Here is a 17,062-nt window from a genome sequence, read left to right as displayed (position 1 = left end):
GCTCGCGCACAGGGGTGTACGGCCGTACCGGTCGTAGTGAGACAATCGCGGTGGATTTCCCGAACCAAGGAGGCACCCCGCGATGACGGCAACTTCGCCCGCACCGAGCCGCCGTGAGGCACCCGACCGCAACCTCGCGCTGGAGCTGGTCCGCGTCACCGAGGCCGGTGCCATGGCCGCAGGCCGCTGGGTCGGCCGCGGGGACAAGGAGGGCGGCGACGGCGCGGCCGTGGACGCCATGCGCCAGCTGGTCAGCTCGGTGTCGATGCGCGGCATCGTGGTGATCGGCGAGGGCGAGAAGGACGAGGCGCCCATGCTCTACAACGGCGAGGCGGTCGGCGACGGCACCGGGCCGGACGTGGACTTCGCGGTCGACCCGATCGACGGAACCACGCTGATGTCGAAGGGCTCCCCCGGCGCCATCTCGGTGCTCGCGGTGGCCGAGCGCGGCGCCATGTTCGATCCGTCCGCGGTGTTCTACATGCACAAGATCGCGGTGGGCCCGGAGGCAGCGGGCGTGGTCGACATCTCGGTGCCGATCTCGGAGAACATCCGCCGGGTGGCCAAGTCGAAGGGGCTGCAGAAGTCCGACCTCACCGTCTGCATCCTGGACCGCCCCCGGCACTCGGACCTGATCGAGCAGGTCCGCGACGCGGGCGCCCGGATCCGGCTGATCTCCGACGGCGACGTGGCCGGCGCCATCGCCGCGGCCCGCCCGGACTCCGGCACCGACATCCTGGTCGGCATCGGCGGCACCCCGGAGGGCATCATCGCGGCCGCCGCCATGCGCTGTATGGGCGGCGAGATCCAGGCCAAGCTGGCGCCGAAGGACGACGAGGAGAAGCAGAAGGCGGTCGACGCGGGCCACGACCTGGACCGCGTGCTCGGCACCGAGGATCTGGTCTCCGGCGAGAACGTCTTCTTCTGCGCCACCGGCGTCACCGACGGCGACCTGCTGCGCGGCGTCCGCTACTTCGGCGGCGGCGCCTCGACGCACTCCATCGTGATGCGCTCGAAGTCGGGCACGGTGCGCATGATCGACGCCTACCACCGGCTGACCAAGCTGCGCGAGTACTCCTCGGTCGATTTCGACGGCGACGAGAACGCCAACCCGCCGCAGTTCTGAGCACCGCGGCCCCGGCCGGATAATTCCGCGCCGGGGCTGTGCGATTCCTCTCGACCGTGGCTCCCCCATCCCACCGGGGCGCCGCCTAGGGTCGCAGGTATGACCGAGGACACGCAGTATCGGATCGAACACGACACCATGGGCGAGGTTCGCGTGCCCGTGGACGCGCTCTGGCGGGCGCAGACCCAGCGCGCGGTGGAGAACTTCCCGATCTCCGGCCGCGGCCTGGAGCGGGCGCAGATCCGGGCGCTCGGGCTGCTCAAGGCGGCCTGCGCCACGGTGAACAAGGAGCTCGGGCTGCTCGACCCGGCCAAGGCGGACGCCATCGTGGCCGCCGCAGGCGAGATCGCGGACGGCAACCACGACGACCAGTTCCCGATCGACGTGTTCCAGACCGGCTCCGGCACCAGCTCGAACATGAACGCCAACGAGGTGATCGCCTCGATCGCGGCGAACGCGGGCGTCACGGTGCACCCGAACGACGACGTGAACATGTCGCAGTCCTCCAACGACACCTTCCCGACCGCGGTGCACCTGGCCGCCACCGAGGCGATCGTCACCCAGCTGGTGCCCGCGCTCGACCACCTGCGGCTGGCGCTGCAGGACAAGTCGACCGAGTGGCGCACGGTCGTGAAGTCGGGCCGCACGCACCTGATGGACGCGGTCCCGGTGACGCTCGGGCAGGAGTTCGGCGGCTACACCAGGCAGATCGCGGCCGGGATCGACCGGGTGCTCGGCACGCTGCCCCGGCTCGGCGAGCTGCCGATCGGCGGCACCGCCGTCGGCACCGGGCTGAACGCGCCCGCCGACTTCGGCGCGCGGGTCGTCGCCGAGCTGCGCCGCAGCACCGGTCTGGAGGCGCTGCGCGAGGCCGAGGACCACTTCGAGGCGCAGGCGGCGCGGGACGGGCTGGTCGAGGCGTCGGGTGCGCTGCGCACCGTGGCGGTGAGCCTCACCAAGATCGCGAACGACATCCGCTGGATGGGGTCGGGGCCGCTCACCGGGCTCGGCGAGCTGCAGCTGCCCGACCTGCAGCCGGGCAGCTCGATCATGCCGGGCAAGGTCAACCCGGTGCTGCCGGAGGCGGTTACCCAGGTGGCGGCGCAGGTGATCGGCAACGACGCGACGGTGGCGTTCTCCGGGGCGAGCGGCGCCTTCGAGCTGAACGTCTACATCCCGGTGATGGCGCGGAACCTGCTGGAGTCGATCCGGTTGCTGGCGAATGTCTCGCGGCTCTTCGCGGATCGCTGTGTGCACGGGCTGGTCGCCAATACCGAGCGGCTGCGCACGCTGGCCGAGTCCTCGCCCTCCATCGTGACGCCGCTGAACTCGGCGATCGGGTACGAGGAGGCGGCGGCGGTCGCCAAGGAGGCGCTCAAGGAGGGCAAGACGATCCGGCAGACGGTGATCGACCGGGACCTCATCGGCGACAAACTCAGCATCGAGGAGCTGGACCGTCGGCTGGACGTGCTGTCGATGGCGCGGGTGGACCAGAACCGGTAGCCGTTTCGACCCGTCGGCCGTGCTTCCGGCACCGCGCGAGACCAACGCCCGCGGTGCTGGAATGGCCGGGATTCGCGGGCCGCAGGCCGGGCCGCCCGGGTGGACGGCCCGGCCTGCGGTCTTCGGTCGCTACTTCTGCTGCTTCGTCTCCTGTGCCTTGCGACGCATCTCCGCGTCGAGGGCCTCGCGGCGCTCCTCATCGCGTTTGCGCTGGAGCTTCTGCTGCTCTTCCGCATACCGAACCTCGCTGACCTGCGGGGTGAGCGGCGGCTGATCGATGGGCATCGTTCCTCCTCGACAGTGATGACACTTGTTCGATCAGGGACAGGAACCAGTGTCCGTGGCGGTGGTGAGTGCGCCGAGACCGGTGGCGGGCAGTGGCCGGTGAGCGGCAGGCGGAGCATCCCTGCCTGCACCCACACACGCGCTGGAGGTTCCGCCGGTTCGACACAACTATCTGACCGTAAATGGTCGAACGGCGGTTTCGCTGTCGTGCGATTAGTGGACTCGAGGGTCAGTAGGTAGGCGGTGACGGCCCGAGTCGGCGATCCTCATATGCGTCGCCAACTGCGAGCCGTTGCCGCTCGACCGCCCAGGTCCGGTCGCAAACGATCGGGGCGCCGCATCCAGGCCCGGATATACCGTGGCCGACGACCCGATTCGGGGGTCGCCGCCGCGAGCGATAGCCGGAAGCGCTCCCAGGAGGCGGCCGGGACGGTATCGCAACGTCGTTTTATGTGCGGCCGGTCCTACCGAATTCCGAGTCAGCGCCCCGGCGACAATCAGCCCTTCAGGTGGGCCAGCTCGGCGCGGGCCTTCTCGCCCGCCTCGCCGAGGTCGGTGCGGGTGAAGACCTTCCACCGGTCGAGCAGCGGGGCGAAGACCAGCCTGCCCTCGTCGGCGGCGCGGTAGATCCCGGCCTCGGCCAGCACGTCGTCGCTGTTGCGGCCGTCCGGCAGCGCGACGCTCGGCACCCGGAAGTCGGCGACCCGGTCGGCGACGGCGCGCAGCGTCTGGTCCGGCGCCAGGTCGAAGGCGGCGGAGACCAGTTCGGCGAAGAACTCGGACTGCAGCTCGTCGTCGCGGGCGATGCGCTCGGCGATAGCGGTGACGATCGGGTTCTCGTCGAGCGCGGCGGTGTTGCGGTGCCTGATGGCGGAGGCGGCCTCCTCGAAGGCGCCGTTGGCCAGCACGTCGAGCAGGTGCAGCGGGGCACGCCGGAATCCCGTTGTCATGTGGTCCATGCGCAGCCGCTCCAGCTGCACCGGGTCCACCGAGCGGGTGATCATCAGGTAGTTGCGGATGACGATCTCGTGCCGGTTCTCCTCCGCGGTCCAGCGGCCGACCCAGCGCCACCACGGCCCGCTGCGCAGCGATTTGCCCAGCTCCCGGTGGTACGAGGGGAGGTTGTCGGCGATCAGCACGCTCACCGTGAGCGCCAGCTTGGCCGTCTCGCCGAGCGTGGTCTGGCTCGGATCCCAGTCCTCGCCGCCGAGGAAACCGAAGTTGCGGCCGTCGGACCACGGGACGTAGTCGTGCGGCTGCCAGCCGTCGGCGATCTGGATGTGGCGATGCAGGTTCAGCTCTACCTCGTCGGTGAGCGAATCCAGCAACTCGCGGTCGGTCAACACAGTGTGCACCCGGACAAGGTAGCGGGTCGGCGGCCGGTACGGGGATGCCCGGTCGAGAAACTGGGCAGTACCCCAGCGGATCGACGCTCCGGCGAGGGGTGGTCACCAACCGGCGGCCCCCGGAAGGGGACCGCCGGTCGGCTCAGCGGCTCAGGAGTTCGGCCCGTACTCCTCCAGCATCTCGGTGACCAGCGCCGCGATCGGCGAGCGCTCGCTGCGGGTCAGCGTGATGTGCGCGAAGAGCGGGTGCCCCTTCAGCTTCTCGATCACCGCCGCGACGCCGTCGTGCCTGCCGACCCGCAGGTTGTCGCGCTGCGCCACATCGTGCGTGAGCACCACCCTGGAACCGCTGCCGAGCCTGCTGAGCACCGTGAGCAGGACGTTGCGCTCCAGCGACTGCGCCTCGTCCACGATCACGAAGGAGTCGTGCAGCGAGCGGCCGCGGATGTGCGTGAGCGGGAGGACCTCCAGCATGCCCCGGCTCAGCACCTCCTCCAGCACCTCCCGGCTGGCCAGCCCGTCGAGGGTGTCGAAGACGGCCTGCGCCCACGGCCCCATCTTCTCGCTCTCGCTGCCAGGCAGGTAGCCGAGCTCCTGGCCGCCCACCGCGTACAGCGGCCGGAACACCACCACCTTGCGCTGCGTGCGCCGCTCCATCACGGCCTCCAGCCCGGCGGTCAGCGCGAGCGCCGACTTGCCCGTGCCCGCGCGGCCGCCGAGCGAGACGATGCCCACACTCTCGTCCAGCAGCAGATCCAGCGCGATGCGCTGCTCCGCGGAGCGGCCGTGCAGCCCGAACGCCTCGCGCTCGCGCACCACCTGCACCCGCTTGTCCGGCGTGACCCGGCCCAGCGCGCTGGAGTTCGGCCCGAGCAGCCGGATGCCGGTGTGGCAGGGCAACTCCCGCGCCTCCTCCAGGTCGACCGAGCCCTCCGCGTACAGCGCGTCCACCCGGTCGCCGGAGACGTCCAGCTCGACCATCCCGGACCAGCCCGAGGTCACCACGTCCTGGGCGTGGTACTCCTCCGCCGCCAGCCCCACCGCGGAGGCCTTGACCCGCAGCGGGATGTCCTTGGACACGAGCACCACCCGCGCCCCCTCGGCCGCGAGGTTCAGCGCGCAGGCGAGGATGCGGGCGTCGTTGGTGTCGGTGCGGAAGCCGACGGGGAGCAACGCGGGGTCGGTGTGGTTCAGTTCCACCTGGAGGGTTCCGCCCTCGGTGCCGATCGGCAGCCGCTCGTCCAGCCTGCCGTGCTGCAGCCGGAGATCGTCCAGGTTGCGCAGCGCCTCGCGGGCGAACCAACCCAGCTCGTGGTGGTGCCGCTTGGACTCCAGCTCACCGATCACCACCAGCGGGAGGACCGCGTGGTGCTCGCCGAACCGGGTGAAGGCCCAGGGATCGGAGAGCAGGACGGAGGTGTCGATGACGAAGGTCTTGCAGCCGTCCACGGCTTCCCCTCGCGGGGAATCTGCTTTTGCCGGCGATACGGACGACGCGGGAGCGGAAACGGAGCGTGCAGCAGTCACGGTGGGCTCCTAAAGTGTTCGCACGGCACCCGCACGAACGATCGCGCTGGACCGGTCCGTCCTGATGAAGGCCGACTTGCGTCAACCGTCACGAGGGCCGGGTGCCGGCCCCCTCGTACTGATTGCCTCAGTCACGGTCAGGACCTCCCGTACGAACCACAACGACGCGGTCCGCACCAACGAAGTTACCGCCGACCCCCGACACCGCGCTGCATGTAGCGCGGGACTGGCGGTGAATATGTCGTTAACGAGCAGGCAGCGGCATTCCGGTCAGGCTGCGGTTAAAGTCGCGGACATGGCCGTACCAGAGGATCTCGCCGCACTGTCGTCCAAGGAGCTGCACGACCGGGCCGTCAAACTCGCGGTGCGCCGCGCCGACGTGAAGTACCTGTGGCAACTGCTGAAGCGCATCCCGGCGGCCGAGGCCGCGGCGGGCAAGGTCGGCGAGAGCGAGGCCGACATCACGTACGTGCTTCCGCTGATCGACGACTACCTGCACGCCGGGGAGGGCGAGGTCGCCGAGCAGTTGCGGCCCTTCTACCTGGAGTACCTCGCCGAGCACTCCGGGTAGCGGGTCAGCGGCGGGAGAACACCGCGCGGAAGACGCCGCCGACGGTGCCGCGCAGGAAGTTCTCCCAGCTGAAGTGGTCGTCCCAGAGCACGATCTTCCCCTCGCGGAGCACGAAGGTGCCCATCACCCAGAACCGGATGGCGACCGGGCCGAAGCGAAGCACGTCGGTCCGGTCGGTGAGCACCACCGCGCCGTCCGCGGCGATGTGGTGTACCTCGACCGCGAAGCCGAGGGCCGGGCGCTCCAGCCCGCGCAGCACGCCCGCGACCCGGCGCGCGCCGCGCACATCGGGCAGCGTGGTGTTCTTCCACACCACGTCGGGGTGCAGCAGCTCGACGGCGGCGTCGGTGTCGCCGCGCTCCATCGCCTCCAGGAAGGCGCGGACGGTGCGCACCGACTGCGTGCCGGGGCTGCTGCCGTTCAGCGACTGCGGCACCGAGCCGCCGTTGCGGGTGGTCTCCAGGTTGTCGGCCATGTACCGACGATAGGCCGAACCCCGCGACGGCGACAGCCCTAGCCGAGCAGGCCCCACTCCTCGAGGCCGGAGTACAGCGGGAAGTCCTGGGCGAGTTTGCGCACCCTGGCCCGCAGCGGCTCGAGTTCGCCGCCCGCGAGCGCGCCGGCGATGATGTCGGCGACCTCGGTGAACTCGGTGTCGCCGAAACCGCGGGTGGCCAGCGCGGCGGTGCCGATCCGCAGCCCGGAGGTGACCATCGGCGGGCGCGGGTCGAACGGGACGGCGTTGCGGTTCACCGTGATCCCGATCTCGTGCAGCAGGTCCTCGCCCTGCTGGCCGTCGAGCTCGGAGCTGCGCAGGTCGACCAGGACCAGGTGCACGTCGGTGCCGCCGGTGAGCACGCTGATGCCCTTGCCCGCCACGTCGGCGCCGGTCAGCCGCTCGGCGAGCAGCGCGGCGCCGGAGAGCGTGCGCTCCTGGCGCTCCTTGAACTCCGCGGTGCCCGCGATCTTGAAGGCCACCGCCTTCGCCGCGACCGCGTGCATGAGCGGTCCGCCCTGCTGGCCCGGGAAGACCGCGCTGTTCAGCTTCTTGGCCCACTCCTGCTTGGCCAGGATGATCCCGGAGCGCGGGCCGCCGAGGGTCTTGTGCACGGTCGAGGAGACGACGTCGGCGTGCGGCACCGGCGACGGGTGCAGACCGGCGGCGACCAGCCCGGCGAAGTGCGCCATGTCCACCCACAGGTAGGCGCCGACCTCGTCCGCGATCGAGCGGAAGGCGGCGAAATCCTGCTGCCTGGGGTAGGCCGACCAGCCCGCGACGATCACCTTCGGCCTGGACTCCAGCGCGATGGTGCGCACCTCGTCCATGTCGATCCGGTGGTCTTCCTTGCTCACCCCGTAGGAGTGCACGTCGTAGAGCTTGCCGGAGAAGTTCAGCCGCATGCCGTGCGTGAGGTGCCCGCCGTGCGCCAGGTCGAGGCCGAGCAGCTTGTCGCCCGGCTCGAGCAGCGCGTGCAGCACCGCGGCATTGGCCTGCGCGCCGGAGTGCGGCTGCACATTGGCGAAATCGGCGCCGAACAGTGCCTTGGCCCGCTCGCGGGCGAGGTTCTCGATCACGTCGACGTGCTCGCAGCCGCCGTAGTAGCGGCGGCCCGGGTAGCCCTCCGCGTACTTGTTGGTGAGCACGCTGCCCTGCGCCTGCAGGACCGCGCGCGGCACGAAGTTCTCCGAGGCGATCATCTCGAGGGTGTCGCGCTCGCGGGCGAGTTCGCCCGCCACCGCTGCCGCGACCTCGGGGTCGAGCTCTGCGAGGGACTGGGTATTCACCGAAGCGGTCGTCTGCGTCACCCCGCCGATTCTATGGACCCGCCGCGCGCCGCCCGGCGGCGGGTCTGCCGGGGTCAGGCGGGTGCGAACTCGCGGCGCAGGGCGCCGGGGGTGAGCGGTTCGTCGAGGAGGCGGCGGAAGCGGTCGGCCCGCGCGGCGGGGTCGGCGGCCTCGTCCAGCCAGCCGCCGAGCAGCCGGTAGCCCTCGACGTAGGTGCTGATGTAGGCGCGCCAGAGCGGCGAGGAGAGGAAGCGCAGCGACTGCCGCGCCCGCTCCGGGGTGGTGAGCGCCCAGCGCTCCAGGAACCCGGCCACCTCGTCGGCGTCCCGGTGCCGGTCGTGCAGCAGCAGCGCGGCGTCCTGCCGCACCCCGAGCAGCCCGGCCGATGCCTGCGACAGCTGCTCGGCGCGCTCGCCGTCGAAGCGCAGCCCGAGGTCGGCGTAGATCTCCTGCGCCCACGCGCCCCAGCCGGGGCCGACGATGGCCTGCAGCGCCAGGTCGGCGAGGCCCTCGGCCATCAGGCACTGCGGCGTGTTGACCAGGAAGAGCGTCTGCTCGTCCTGCCCGGCGGCGACCAGCCCGGCCTCCTTGCGGCAGTGCTCGGTGTGGTGCCCCGGGTAGGACTCGTGCGCGATCAGGTGCGGCAGGTTCGCCATCTGCTGGCGCAGGTCGGAATTGATCGCGACGGTGGAGTGATAACCGCCGTTGTAGTAGTTGAAGCCGGACCACGGCTTGTCGCCGACCACCTCGTAGGTGACGTGCTCGCTGTCCGGCAGCGGGAAGCGCTCGCGCACCCGCTCGCGCAGCGCGCCGGAGAAGGCCGCCACGCAGTCGCGCAGCCGCTCCGGCGGGATCTCGTCGGCCTTCCGGTGCGCGGTGATCCGCTCGAGCAGCGGGCCGTCGCCGGGCAGCACCCCGTCCAGCTGCCGGTGCGCCTCGCGGTAGAGCGCCTCGTCGCCGGGAGAGATCTCGACGTCGAAGTAGGCGCGCACCTCGTCCACGAAGCCGATCTCGGCGCCGGCGAACTTGCGCCCGGAGCACTCCAGCGCGCGCAGGTGCACGTCGACGAATTCGGCCCGCTCCGGCGGCAGTCCGGCGCCGGGCAGTTCGGCGCGCAGCGCGGCGGCCCTGCGGGCCAGCGCGGCGGGCTCCGGCGCGGGCGCGTTCCGGACCGCCAGGCGCAGCTCCGGGTCACCGGTGAAGGCATCGACGAAGCCCTCTTCGAGGCGGTCGAAGGCGAGGCCGAGCCGCAGGTACTCGGTGACGAGTGGATGCGCTTCCATTCGGCCGAGACTAGCGCGAAACGCACCGCGATGGCGGTGTCGATCGCGACCCCGCGTGCGGTGCGCCCGCGGCGCGGAGCACAATTCGGCTGTGCGGCGACGGTGGCGGGCGACGTCACCGCGCCGGCGCGCGACGGAGCGTGTTTGCACGGAGGAGGCATCGGGTAAGTGGCACGAATGGGCGAGCCGAGTCCGTATGTGGAATTCGACCGGAAGCAATGGCGAAAACTCCGCAAATCGACTCCGCTGGTACTGACCGAGGAAGAACTGTTCGGGCTGCGCGGGCTCGGTGAACAGATCGATCTGGAAGAAGTGGCCGAGGTCTATCTGCCGCTCGCCCGGCTGATCCACCTCCAGGTGGCGGCCAGGCAAAGGCTTTTCGCGGCGACCGCGACCTTCCTCGGCGAAACGCACCCGGACAGCCAGGTGCCGTTCGTCATCGGGGTGGCGGGCAGCGTCGCGGTCGGCAAGTCGACCACCGCGCGCGTGCTGCAGGCGCTGCTGGCGCGCTGGGACCACCACCCGCGGGTCGACCTGGTCACCACCGACGGGTTCCTCTACCCCACCGCCGAACTGATCCGGCGGAGCATCATGCACCGCAAGGGCTTCCCGGAGAGCTACGACCGCCGCAAGCTGCTGCGCTTCGTCACCGAGGTGAAGTCGGGCGCGGCCGAGGTCTGCGCGCCGGTGTACTCGCACGTCTCCTACGACATCGTGCCGGACGAGAAGCACTGCGTGCACCAGCCGGACATCCTGATCGTCGAGGGGCTGAACGTGCTGCAGACCGGGCCCCGGCTCATGGTCTCCGACCTGTTCGACTTCTCCATCTACGTGGACGCGCGGATCGAGGACATCGAGAATTGGTATGTGCAGCGGTTTCTCACGCTGCGCGACGGCGCCTTCGCGGATCCGCGTGCGCATTTCCACCATTACTCGGCGCTCACCGACGATCAGGCGGTGGTCGCGGCGCGCGACATCTGGAACTCGACCAATCGGCCGAATCTGGTGGAGAACATCCTGCCGACCCGCCCGCGCGCCACCCTGGTGCTGCGCAAGGACGCGGATCACACGATCAATAGGCTGCGTTTGCGTAAATTGTGAGATATCCGACAGGTCAGATGCCGAAACGGCGGTGCCGCGCGGCGAAATCGCGCAGCGCGCGCAGGAAATCGACGCGGCGGAATTCCGGCCAGTACGCCTCGGTGAACCAGATCTCCGAGTAGGCGCTCTGCCAGAGCAGGAATCCGGAGAGCCGCTGCTCGCCGGAGGTGCGGATCACCAGGTCCGGATCGGGCTGGCCGGAGGTGTATAGGTGCTGGCCGATGGCGGGGACGGTGATCGACTGCACCAGGTCCTCGCCGGTCTCGCCCGCGGCGATCTCCTGGCGCACCAGTGAGCGCACCGCGTCGGTGATCTCCTGCCTGCCGCCGTACCCGACCGCGACGTTGACGTGCACGCCCGGCTTGCCGATGGTGCGCTCGGCGGCGGTGTTCAACCGCTTGGCGATCAGCTCGGGAAAGCCGTCGAGCGAGCCGATCAGCCGGACGCTCCAGTCCTGCTCCGGGTCGGCGAGCTCCTCGACCACGTCGGTGATGACCTCGAAGAGCGTCTCCAGCTCCTCCGGGTCGCGCCGCAGGTTCTCGGTGGAGAGCAGGTAGACGGTGACCATCTCGATGCCCTCGTCGGCACACCAGCCGACCAGCTCGGCGATCTTCAGCGCGCCGACGCGGTGCCCGTGCCTGACGTCGGTGAAGCCGTTCTCCCGCGCCCAGCGCCGGTTGCCATCGCACATGACCGCGACGTGCCGGGGGTGCTCCTTGCCCGCGAGCTGCTTCGACAGCCGGGACTCGTAGAGGCGATAGGGCAGCCCCCGCACCTGACTTCCAAGCTCCACCCGGGTCACCCTACGCCTCGAGACCATGAACACAGCATCCGATGATTGCGCGCCGGTAGGGTGACTGCCACCATTAACCTACGGTTCCGTAGGTTACCGAAGAGTTCAGTAGGAGGCATCCCGTGTCCGAAACCGTCGGCGCCGCCGCGTCGCCCGCCGAGGAGCTGGCCGAGGCGATCGGCAAGCCGCGGCTGCGCGGCTGGATCCACACCTGGGCCGTCGGTGTCGCCGCCATCGCGGTGATCGCGCTGGTCGGGGTCGCGACCACGGTCTCGGTGACGGCCGTGCTGTCGACCCTGGTCTACGGCATCACGGTGTGCGCGCTGTTCGGGGTGAGCGCGGTGTACCACCGGGTCACCTGGCGCACGCCGCAGACGCGGATCCGGATGAAGCGCGCGGACCACTCCATGATCTTCGTCTTCATCGCGGGCAGCTACACCCCGTTCGCGCTGCTCGGGCTGCCCGGCTCGACCGGTCGGACGCTGCTCGCCGTGGTCTGGGCGGGCGCGCTGGCCGGGGTCGCGCTCAAGCTGCTCTGGCCGACGGCGCCGCGCTGGGTCGGGGTGCCGCTCTACCTGCTGCTCGGCTGGGCGGTGGTGCCTGTGGCCGGGCAGCTGCACGCCGAGGTCGGGCTTGCTCCGCTCATCCTGCTGGTCATCGGCGGCCTCATCTACAGCGCGGGCGCCGTCCTCTACGCCACCAAATGGCCGAATCCGTGGCCCGAGGTCTTCGGCCACCACGAGTTCTTCCACGCCGCCACCGTGCTGGCCGCGCTCGCCCACTACGCCGCGATCTGGCTGGTCCTGCTGCGCTGACCCGGTAGGTTTCACCCCGTGATCGCTCGCCTCATGCTGTGGGCGCTGCAGGCCCGCTGGGGGCTCGCCGTCGTCGTGATCGCGGCCAACCTCAGCGGCCTCGGCGTGATCGTCACCGCGCTGTGGCTGAACGGCTTCCTCGGCAGGCTCGGCCCGGACTGGCGGGCGGCGGTGCTGCTGGTGGCGATCTACCCGACCATCGGCTTCCTGGCCGGGGTCGTGCTCGCGGTCCGCGACCGGCGCAGGCATTTCGGCTGGCTGGACGAGCTGCGCAAACCGACCCCGGACGAGGCGCGCGACCTGCTCGGGCTGCCGATCTCGATCACCCTGCGCGCGCTCGCGCTGTGGATACCGGGCGTGGCGATCGCGGCGGTGCTCTTCTCGCTCTTCGCCGACAGCACCAACCCGGCGGTCACCGCCGCGATCTTCACGCTCGGCGCCTTCGAATCGTCGGCGCTGACCTTCCTGATCGTGGACCGGCTGATCCGGCCCGCCATCCCGGTGGTGGCGGCGGTGCTCGGCGCGACCATGCACTGGAGTTCGTCGGTGCTGGCGCGGGTGCTCGTCACCTGGGCGGTCGCGGGAGCCATGCCGATGCTGCTGCTCATCACGGTGCTCGCCGACCCGGTCGCGGGGGCACCGGACCGGGTGCGCACCGCCCTCTACCTCGCCATCGTCGGCTTCGCGGTCGGCGCGCTCGCGACCGCCTTCCTGGCGCGGGCGGTGGCCTCGCCGGTGCGCACGCTGCGGCTCGCGCTGGACCGGATCACCCGCGGCGAGCTGGACGTCCGGGTGCCGGTCGGCAGCGTCGGCGAGATCGGCAGGCTGGAGCACTCGGTGAACGAGCTCGCGGCCAGCCTGCGCGACCGGCAGCGGCTGCGGGACGTGTTCGGGCGGCACGTCGGCGCCGAGGTCGCGGAGCGGGCGCTGGTAGCGCGCGGCGTCGACCTGACCGGGGACGTCCGGGTGGTCTCCGCGCTGTTCGTCGACGTCACCGGGTCGGTGGCGCTCTCCACCGGGCTGCCGCCGCAGGAGTTCGTCGCCAAGCTGAACCGGCTGCTCGGCACCGTGATCACCGCGACCGAGGAGAACGGCGGGCTGGTCAATAAGTTCGAGGGGGACGCGGCGCTCTGCATCTTCGGGGCGCCGATCGCGCTGCCCGACAACGCGACGCCCGCGCTGCGCGCCGCCCGGCGGATCCGGGACGAGGTGCGGGCCGCCGGGGAGCTGGATATCGGGATCGGGGTGGCGCGGGGGCTGGTCTTCGCCGGGGACGTCGGAGCCGATACGCGGCTGGAGTTCACCGTGATCGGGGATGCGGTGAATCGGGCGTCGCGGCTCACCAGCGAGGCGAAGCGGGTGCCGCGCCGGGTGCTGGTGAGTGCGGATGTGCTCGAGGCGGCGGCGGCCGGGGAGCGGACGCACTGGGTGCACCACGCGGATATTCAGCTGCGCGGCATGGCCGAGCCGACGCCGTGCTGGACGGATACGGAGCCGTGACTCGTCAGCGGCGGGCGAGTGCCGCCGTCAGGTCGATGACGCCGGTGACGGGGAGGTCGCAGACGGTGCCGCGGCAGACGTAGGCGGCGGGTTCGGCGCCGACCGGCGGGCGGTCCGCGAGCAGCGGAGCCGAGTCCCGTTCGCCCGCGACGATCACCGTGCCGCCTGGCGCGGAGGCGCGCGCGGCGGCGAGCAGCTCGGCGGCGTCACCGCCGGGCGGGACGGCGATCGCGATCTGCAGCGGCCCGTGGAACGCCGCCTCCGCCACCGTCAGCCACTGCCCCGCCGAGCGCGGCGCCCGCGCCAGCACCACCGCGCCGCGCGCCAGCGTGCGATCCGCCAGCTCCCGGTACCGCACCGCGTTCTCCGGCTCGGCCAGCGCGGCGGCGGTGAGCAGCGCCTCGGCCAGCGACGACGCCCCCGCCGGGGTCGCCCCGTCGACCGGGTCGCGGGGCCGCGCGACCAGCGTCTCGGCATCGTCGGCGGTGTCGAACCAGCTACCCGGCTCGTCCGGGTCGGCGAAGTGCGCGATCGCGGCGTCCAGGAGCTGCTCGGCCCGCGCCCGCCACTCCGGCTCGCCGGTCACCTGGTGCAGCGCCAGCAACCCGGTGACCAGCCAGGCGTAATCCTCCAGCACCCCGGGCGAGGCTCCGGCGGCCCCGCCGAGCGAGGCCCGCAGCACCCTGCCGTCCACCACGTGCACCCGCAGCAGGAACTCGGCGCAGCGCCGCGCCGCCGCCACCCACGCCGGAACATCCAGCGCCGCACCGGCTTCGGCGAGCGCGGTGATCGCGATGCCGTTCCACGCGGTGACCACCTTGTCGTCGCGCGCCGGCTGTGGGCGGCGGTCCCTCGCGTCGCGCAGCACCACCCGCGCTCGGTCGAGCCGCTCCGGGTCGTCCGGCTCGGCGAGCCGGGTGAGCACCGAGGTGCCGTGCTCGAAGGTGCCCGCCGTGGTCACGCCCAATTGGGCCGCGGCCCATGCTCCTTCGATGGGGCCGAGCTCGGCGACGAGTTCGGCGGGGGTCCAGACGTAGGTGGCGCCCTCGACGCCGGGCTCGCCGGGGCGCACCGGGGTGTCGGCGTCCAGCGCGGAGGCGAGCCCGCCGTGCTCGGTGCCGAGATCGTCCAGCAAGAAGGCGGCGGTCTCCGCCGTCACCCGCGCGGCGAGCGACTGCCCGCCGCTGCCCGGCTCGGCCGGGAGCTCCCGGCGCGCCAGGTGCGCGTAGGCGCGCAGCAGCTGCGCGTTGTCGTAGAGCATCTTCTCGAAGTGCGGCACCAGCCAGCGCTCGTCCACCGAGTACCGGGCGAAGCCGCCGCGCAGCTGGTCGTAGATGCCGCCGCGCGCCATGGCGGCGGCGGTCCGCTCGACCAGCGCGTAGGTCTCCGGGTCGCCGGTGCGCTCCCAGCTCCGCAGCAACCCGGCGAGCAGCGCCGACGGCGGGAACTTCGGCGCGCCGCCGAACCCGCCGAACGCCGTGTCCTCGTCCTTCCCGACCGCGCTCACCACATGATCGAGCAGGTCGGCGCCGATCGCGCCGCCCGCGTCCGGCAGCCCGGTCGCCTGCGCCCGCAGCGCCTCGGTGACCTGCGCCGCCGCCTGCTCCACCTCGTCGCGCCGGTTCCGCCAGGTGTCGGTGATGGCGGTGAGCACCTGCGTGAACGACGGCGAACCGCCGCGCGGCACCCGCGGGTAGTAGGTGCCGCAGTAGAACGGCGACCCGTCCGGGGCCAGGAAGCAGGTCATCGGCCAGCCGCCGTGCCCGGTCATGGCGACGGTCGCGTTCATGTACACGGCGTCCAGATCCGGCCGCTCCTCGCGATCCACCTTCACGCACACGAACTCCGCGTTCATCTGCGCCGCCGTCGCCTCGTCCTCGAACGACTCGTGCGCCATCACGTGGCACCAGTGGCAGGAGGCGTAGCCGATCGAGAGCAGGATCGGCACGTCCCGCTCCCGCGCCTCCGCCAGCGCCGCGCTGCTCCACTCCCGCCAGTGCACGGGGTTGTCGGCGTGCTGGCGCAGGTATGGCGAGGTCGCGGTTCCGAGCCGGTTCATACGTTCAGCGTTCCACAGAAGTCCGGCTGCACACGTCCGTCACGGTGCCAGGCGCCACAGTGCCTCCATCGGCACCGCCCGGAGCTTCGGGCCGTAGGGCAGGGTCTGCTTGCCGGTGTACAGCACGTAGCCCGCGACGAACCGCTCCCCCACGACCGCCGCCAGATTCCGCAGTCCGACAAGGTCCTCCGACCGCACCGTCGCGCCCGCTTTCACCTCGATCCCGACGATCCGGCCGTCAGGTGTCTCCAACACCACATCGACCTCGACCTTGTCCTTCGTGCGGTAGTGGAACATCCGGACCCGCTCGTCCGACCAGGTGAGCTGCCGCGCGATCTCCATCGCGACGAAGTTCTCCAGCATCGGCCCGGCGGCGCCACCCGGCTCGTCCAGGCGGGCCACGCTCTGGCCGAGCAGGTGGCTCGCGATTCCACTGTCGACGAACGCCAGCTTCGCGGTGCCGACGGCACGATGCGTCGAACCCGACGACCAGGCCGGGATGCTCTTGATCAGGAAGACCGACTGCAAGAGTTCGAGGTACCGCGTCAGCGTGGTCCGGGGAATTCCGGATTGTCCCGCCAGGGTCGTCGGCACCAGCAGACCGCCCGCTCGCGAGGCGAGCAGGCTCAGGAGTTTCAGCATCTCCCCGTGCCGCTCGATACTCGCCAATTGGAGGACATCGCGTTCGATCAGGGTCTGCAGATACGACTCGAAGAACGCCGACCGCCGCCGTGGCGTGCGTCGATGTGCCTCCGGGAAGCCGCCGACCACGACTCGCTCCAGGTAGTCCCTGCGCCGGAGCGTTGTCGAGTGATCGAGGGCAGGGCCGTGTTCGAAGGCGGCGTCGACGAAGCGATCCGGCCCGCCGTCCACCTCGCCCTGCGAGAACGGCCACAGCTCGATCACCTCCATCCGGCCGGGCAGCGCGTCGGGCAGAGTGCGCAGGGCGAGGATGCGCGACGAACCGGTCAGCAGAAATCGGCCCGGCGTCGGATCCAGGTCGACGGTCAATTTGATGGGGCGGAGCAGTTCGGGAGCGAGCTGGATCTCGTCGATGATCATCAGCCCGGCTTCCCGATCGACGAAACCGGCGGGGTCGTCCTGCGCGGCGCGCAAGGTGGCGGGGTCGTCCAGCAGGCGGAATACCACGTCGGCGCTCGCGCCCCCGACCAGCCGGGTGACCGTGCTCTTCCCGGTTTGACGAGCACCGTTGACCAGGACAACCCGGGTATCGGTCAGAGCCTCGGCAATCAGTGACTCGGCTCGCCGGGAAAGCAGATCTCGCACGTTCACTGCTGCAGTATGGCATCGTTCGCTCAGCAACTGTGGACATATGGACGCTGCATGAGTGGACATATAGACGCTACT

General features: G+C 71.0%; 15 protein-coding genes. 6 read left to right on the top strand and 9 right to left on the bottom strand.

Features of this window, described 5'->3' with window-relative positions; genetic code table 11:
• Positions 1-82: 82 nt before the first annotated feature.
• Together glpX and ACFUJ1_RS30605 are read left to right on the top strand one after the other, a co-directional pair.
• Positions 83-1,126 carry a class II fructose-bisphosphatase gene (gene glpX / locus ACFUJ1_RS30610; protein WP_233020359.1) on the top strand — a complete coding sequence of 348 codons (1,044 nt, stop codon included), beginning with the start codon at positions 83-85 and terminating at the stop codon, positions 1,124-1,126.
• 99 nt (positions 1,127-1,225) lie between these two features.
• The gene (locus ACFUJ1_RS30605) at positions 1,226-2,629 is read left to right on the top strand and encodes a class II fumarate hydratase (protein WP_378650788.1); all 1,404 of its coding nucleotides are present in this window, start codon (positions 1,226-1,228) and stop codon (positions 2,627-2,629) included.
• Between the two features lie 129 nt (positions 2,630-2,758).
• Here ACFUJ1_RS30605 and ACFUJ1_RS30600 read toward each other — a convergent pair whose 3' ends face one another.
• From ACFUJ1_RS30600 to ACFUJ1_RS30590, 3 genes are all read right to left on the bottom strand, one after another.
• Positions 2,759-2,914, bottom strand: a complete 156-nt coding sequence (locus ACFUJ1_RS30600; protein WP_378650787.1) for a hypothetical protein — start codon at positions 2,912-2,914, stop codon at positions 2,759-2,761.
• 497 nt (positions 2,915-3,411) lie between these two features.
• Entirely contained in the window at positions 3,412-4,269 is an 858-nt protein-coding gene (locus ACFUJ1_RS30595; RefSeq protein WP_378650786.1) for an acyl-ACP desaturase, read from the bottom strand.
• 141 nt (positions 4,270-4,410) lie between these two features.
• Entirely contained in the window at positions 4,411-5,787 is a 1,377-nt protein-coding gene (locus ACFUJ1_RS30590) for a PhoH family protein (protein ID WP_378650785.1), read from the bottom strand.
• Between the two features lie 295 nt (positions 5,788-6,082).
• Here ACFUJ1_RS30590 and ACFUJ1_RS30585 point away from each other — a divergent pair, with 295 nt between their 5' ends.
• Entirely contained in the window at positions 6,083-6,358 is a 276-nt protein-coding gene (locus ACFUJ1_RS30585; RefSeq protein WP_378650784.1) for a hypothetical protein, read from the top strand.
• A gap of 4 nt (positions 6,359-6,362) precedes the next feature.
• Here ACFUJ1_RS30585 and ACFUJ1_RS30580 read toward each other — a convergent pair whose 3' ends face one another.
• The 3 genes from ACFUJ1_RS30580 to ACFUJ1_RS30570 are packed head-to-tail and all read right to left on the bottom strand — an operon-like array spanning position 6,363 to position 9,426.
• A complete protein-coding gene (locus tag ACFUJ1_RS30580) occupies positions 6,363-6,833 on the bottom strand; it encodes a limonene-1,2-epoxide hydrolase family protein (protein WP_378650783.1) in 471 nt (156 codons plus the stop codon).
• 38 nt (positions 6,834-6,871) lie between these two features.
• Positions 6,872-8,164, bottom strand: a complete 1,293-nt coding sequence (gene glyA / locus ACFUJ1_RS30575; protein WP_378650782.1) for a serine hydroxymethyltransferase — start codon at positions 8,162-8,164, stop codon at positions 6,872-6,874.
• Positions 8,165-8,217: 53 nt separating this feature from the next.
• Positions 8,218-9,426 carry a DUF885 domain-containing protein gene (locus ACFUJ1_RS30570; protein ID WP_378650781.1) on the bottom strand — a complete coding sequence of 403 codons (1,209 nt, stop codon included), beginning with the start codon at positions 9,424-9,426 and terminating at the stop codon, positions 8,218-8,220.
• 168 nt (positions 9,427-9,594) lie between these two features.
• On the opposite strand from ACFUJ1_RS30570, the gene coaA reads away from it, so the two are divergent.
• Entirely contained in the window at positions 9,595-10,527 is a 933-nt protein-coding gene (gene coaA, locus ACFUJ1_RS30565; RefSeq protein ID WP_378650780.1) for a type I pantothenate kinase, read from the top strand.
• A 13-nt stretch (positions 10,528-10,540) separates the two neighbouring features.
• On the opposite strand, the gene ACFUJ1_RS30560 is transcribed toward coaA, so the two are convergent.
• The gene (locus ACFUJ1_RS30560; RefSeq protein ID WP_269821900.1) at positions 10,541-11,347 is read right to left on the bottom strand and encodes an isoprenyl transferase; all 807 of its coding nucleotides are present in this window, start codon (positions 11,345-11,347) and stop codon (positions 10,541-10,543) included.
• 95 nt (positions 11,348-11,442) lie between these two features.
• On the opposite strand from ACFUJ1_RS30560, the gene ACFUJ1_RS30555 reads away from it, so the two are divergent.
• Both ACFUJ1_RS30555 and ACFUJ1_RS30550 read left to right on the top strand, forming a co-directional pair.
• Entirely contained in the window at positions 11,443-12,135 is a 693-nt protein-coding gene (locus ACFUJ1_RS30555) for a hemolysin III family protein (protein WP_378650779.1), read from the top strand.
• Between the two features lie 18 nt (positions 12,136-12,153).
• On the top strand, positions 12,154-13,635 hold the full coding sequence (locus ACFUJ1_RS30550; RefSeq protein ID WP_378650778.1) for an adenylate/guanylate cyclase domain-containing protein: 1,482 nt from the start codon (positions 12,154-12,156) through the stop codon (positions 13,633-13,635).
• A 4-nt stretch (positions 13,636-13,639) separates the two neighbouring features.
• Here the strand turns inward: ACFUJ1_RS30550 and ACFUJ1_RS30545 are convergent, their stop codons facing one another.
• Complete coding sequence (locus ACFUJ1_RS30545; protein WP_378650777.1) at positions 13,640-15,694, bottom strand: thioredoxin domain-containing protein; 2,055 nt, start codon at positions 15,692-15,694, stop codon at positions 13,640-13,642.
• A 39-nt stretch (positions 15,695-15,733) separates the two neighbouring features.
• Positions 15,734-17,050, bottom strand: a complete 1,317-nt coding sequence (locus tag ACFUJ1_RS30540; RefSeq protein ID WP_378650776.1) for an ATP-binding protein — start codon at positions 17,048-17,050, stop codon at positions 15,734-15,736.
• Positions 17,051-17,062: the final 12 nt, after the last annotated feature.

It is taken from the genome of Nocardia sp. NPDC057227 (assembly GCF_042669725.1).
GTDB classification, from domain to species: domain Bacteria; phylum Actinomycetota; class Actinomycetes; order Mycobacteriales; family Mycobacteriaceae; genus Nocardia; species Nocardia asteroides_A.
This window is presented reverse-complemented; position numbering and strand designations above follow the sequence as displayed.

Coding starts and splice junctions, on each gene's coding strand:
- glpX (WP_233020359.1), top strand. CDS start 83: ATGACGGCAACTTCGCCCGCACCGAGCCGCCGTGAGGCACCCGACCGC.
- ACFUJ1_RS30545 (WP_378650777.1), bottom strand. CDS start 15,694: ATGAACCGGCTCGGAACCGCGACCTCGCCATACCTGCGCCAGCACGCC.
- ACFUJ1_RS30580 (WP_378650783.1), bottom strand. CDS start 6,833: ATGGCCGACAACCTGGAGACCACCCGCAACGGCGGCTCGGTGCCGCAG.
- ACFUJ1_RS30540 (WP_378650776.1), bottom strand. CDS start 17,050: ATGTCCACTCATGCAGCGTCCATATGTCCACAGTTGCTGAGCGAACGA.
- ACFUJ1_RS30570 (WP_378650781.1), bottom strand. CDS start 9,426: ATGGAAGCGCATCCACTCGTCACCGAGTACCTGCGGCTCGGCCTCGCC.
- ACFUJ1_RS30585 (WP_378650784.1), top strand. CDS start 6,083: ATGGCCGTACCAGAGGATCTCGCCGCACTGTCGTCCAAGGAGCTGCAC.
- ACFUJ1_RS30605 (WP_378650788.1), top strand. CDS start 1,226: ATGACCGAGGACACGCAGTATCGGATCGAACACGACACCATGGGCGAG.
- ACFUJ1_RS30560 (WP_269821900.1), bottom strand. CDS start 11,347: ATGGTCTCGAGGCGTAGGGTGACCCGGGTGGAGCTTGGAAGTCAGGTG.
- ACFUJ1_RS30600 (WP_378650787.1), bottom strand. CDS start 2,914: ATGCCCATCGATCAGCCGCCGCTCACCCCGCAGGTCAGCGAGGTTCGG.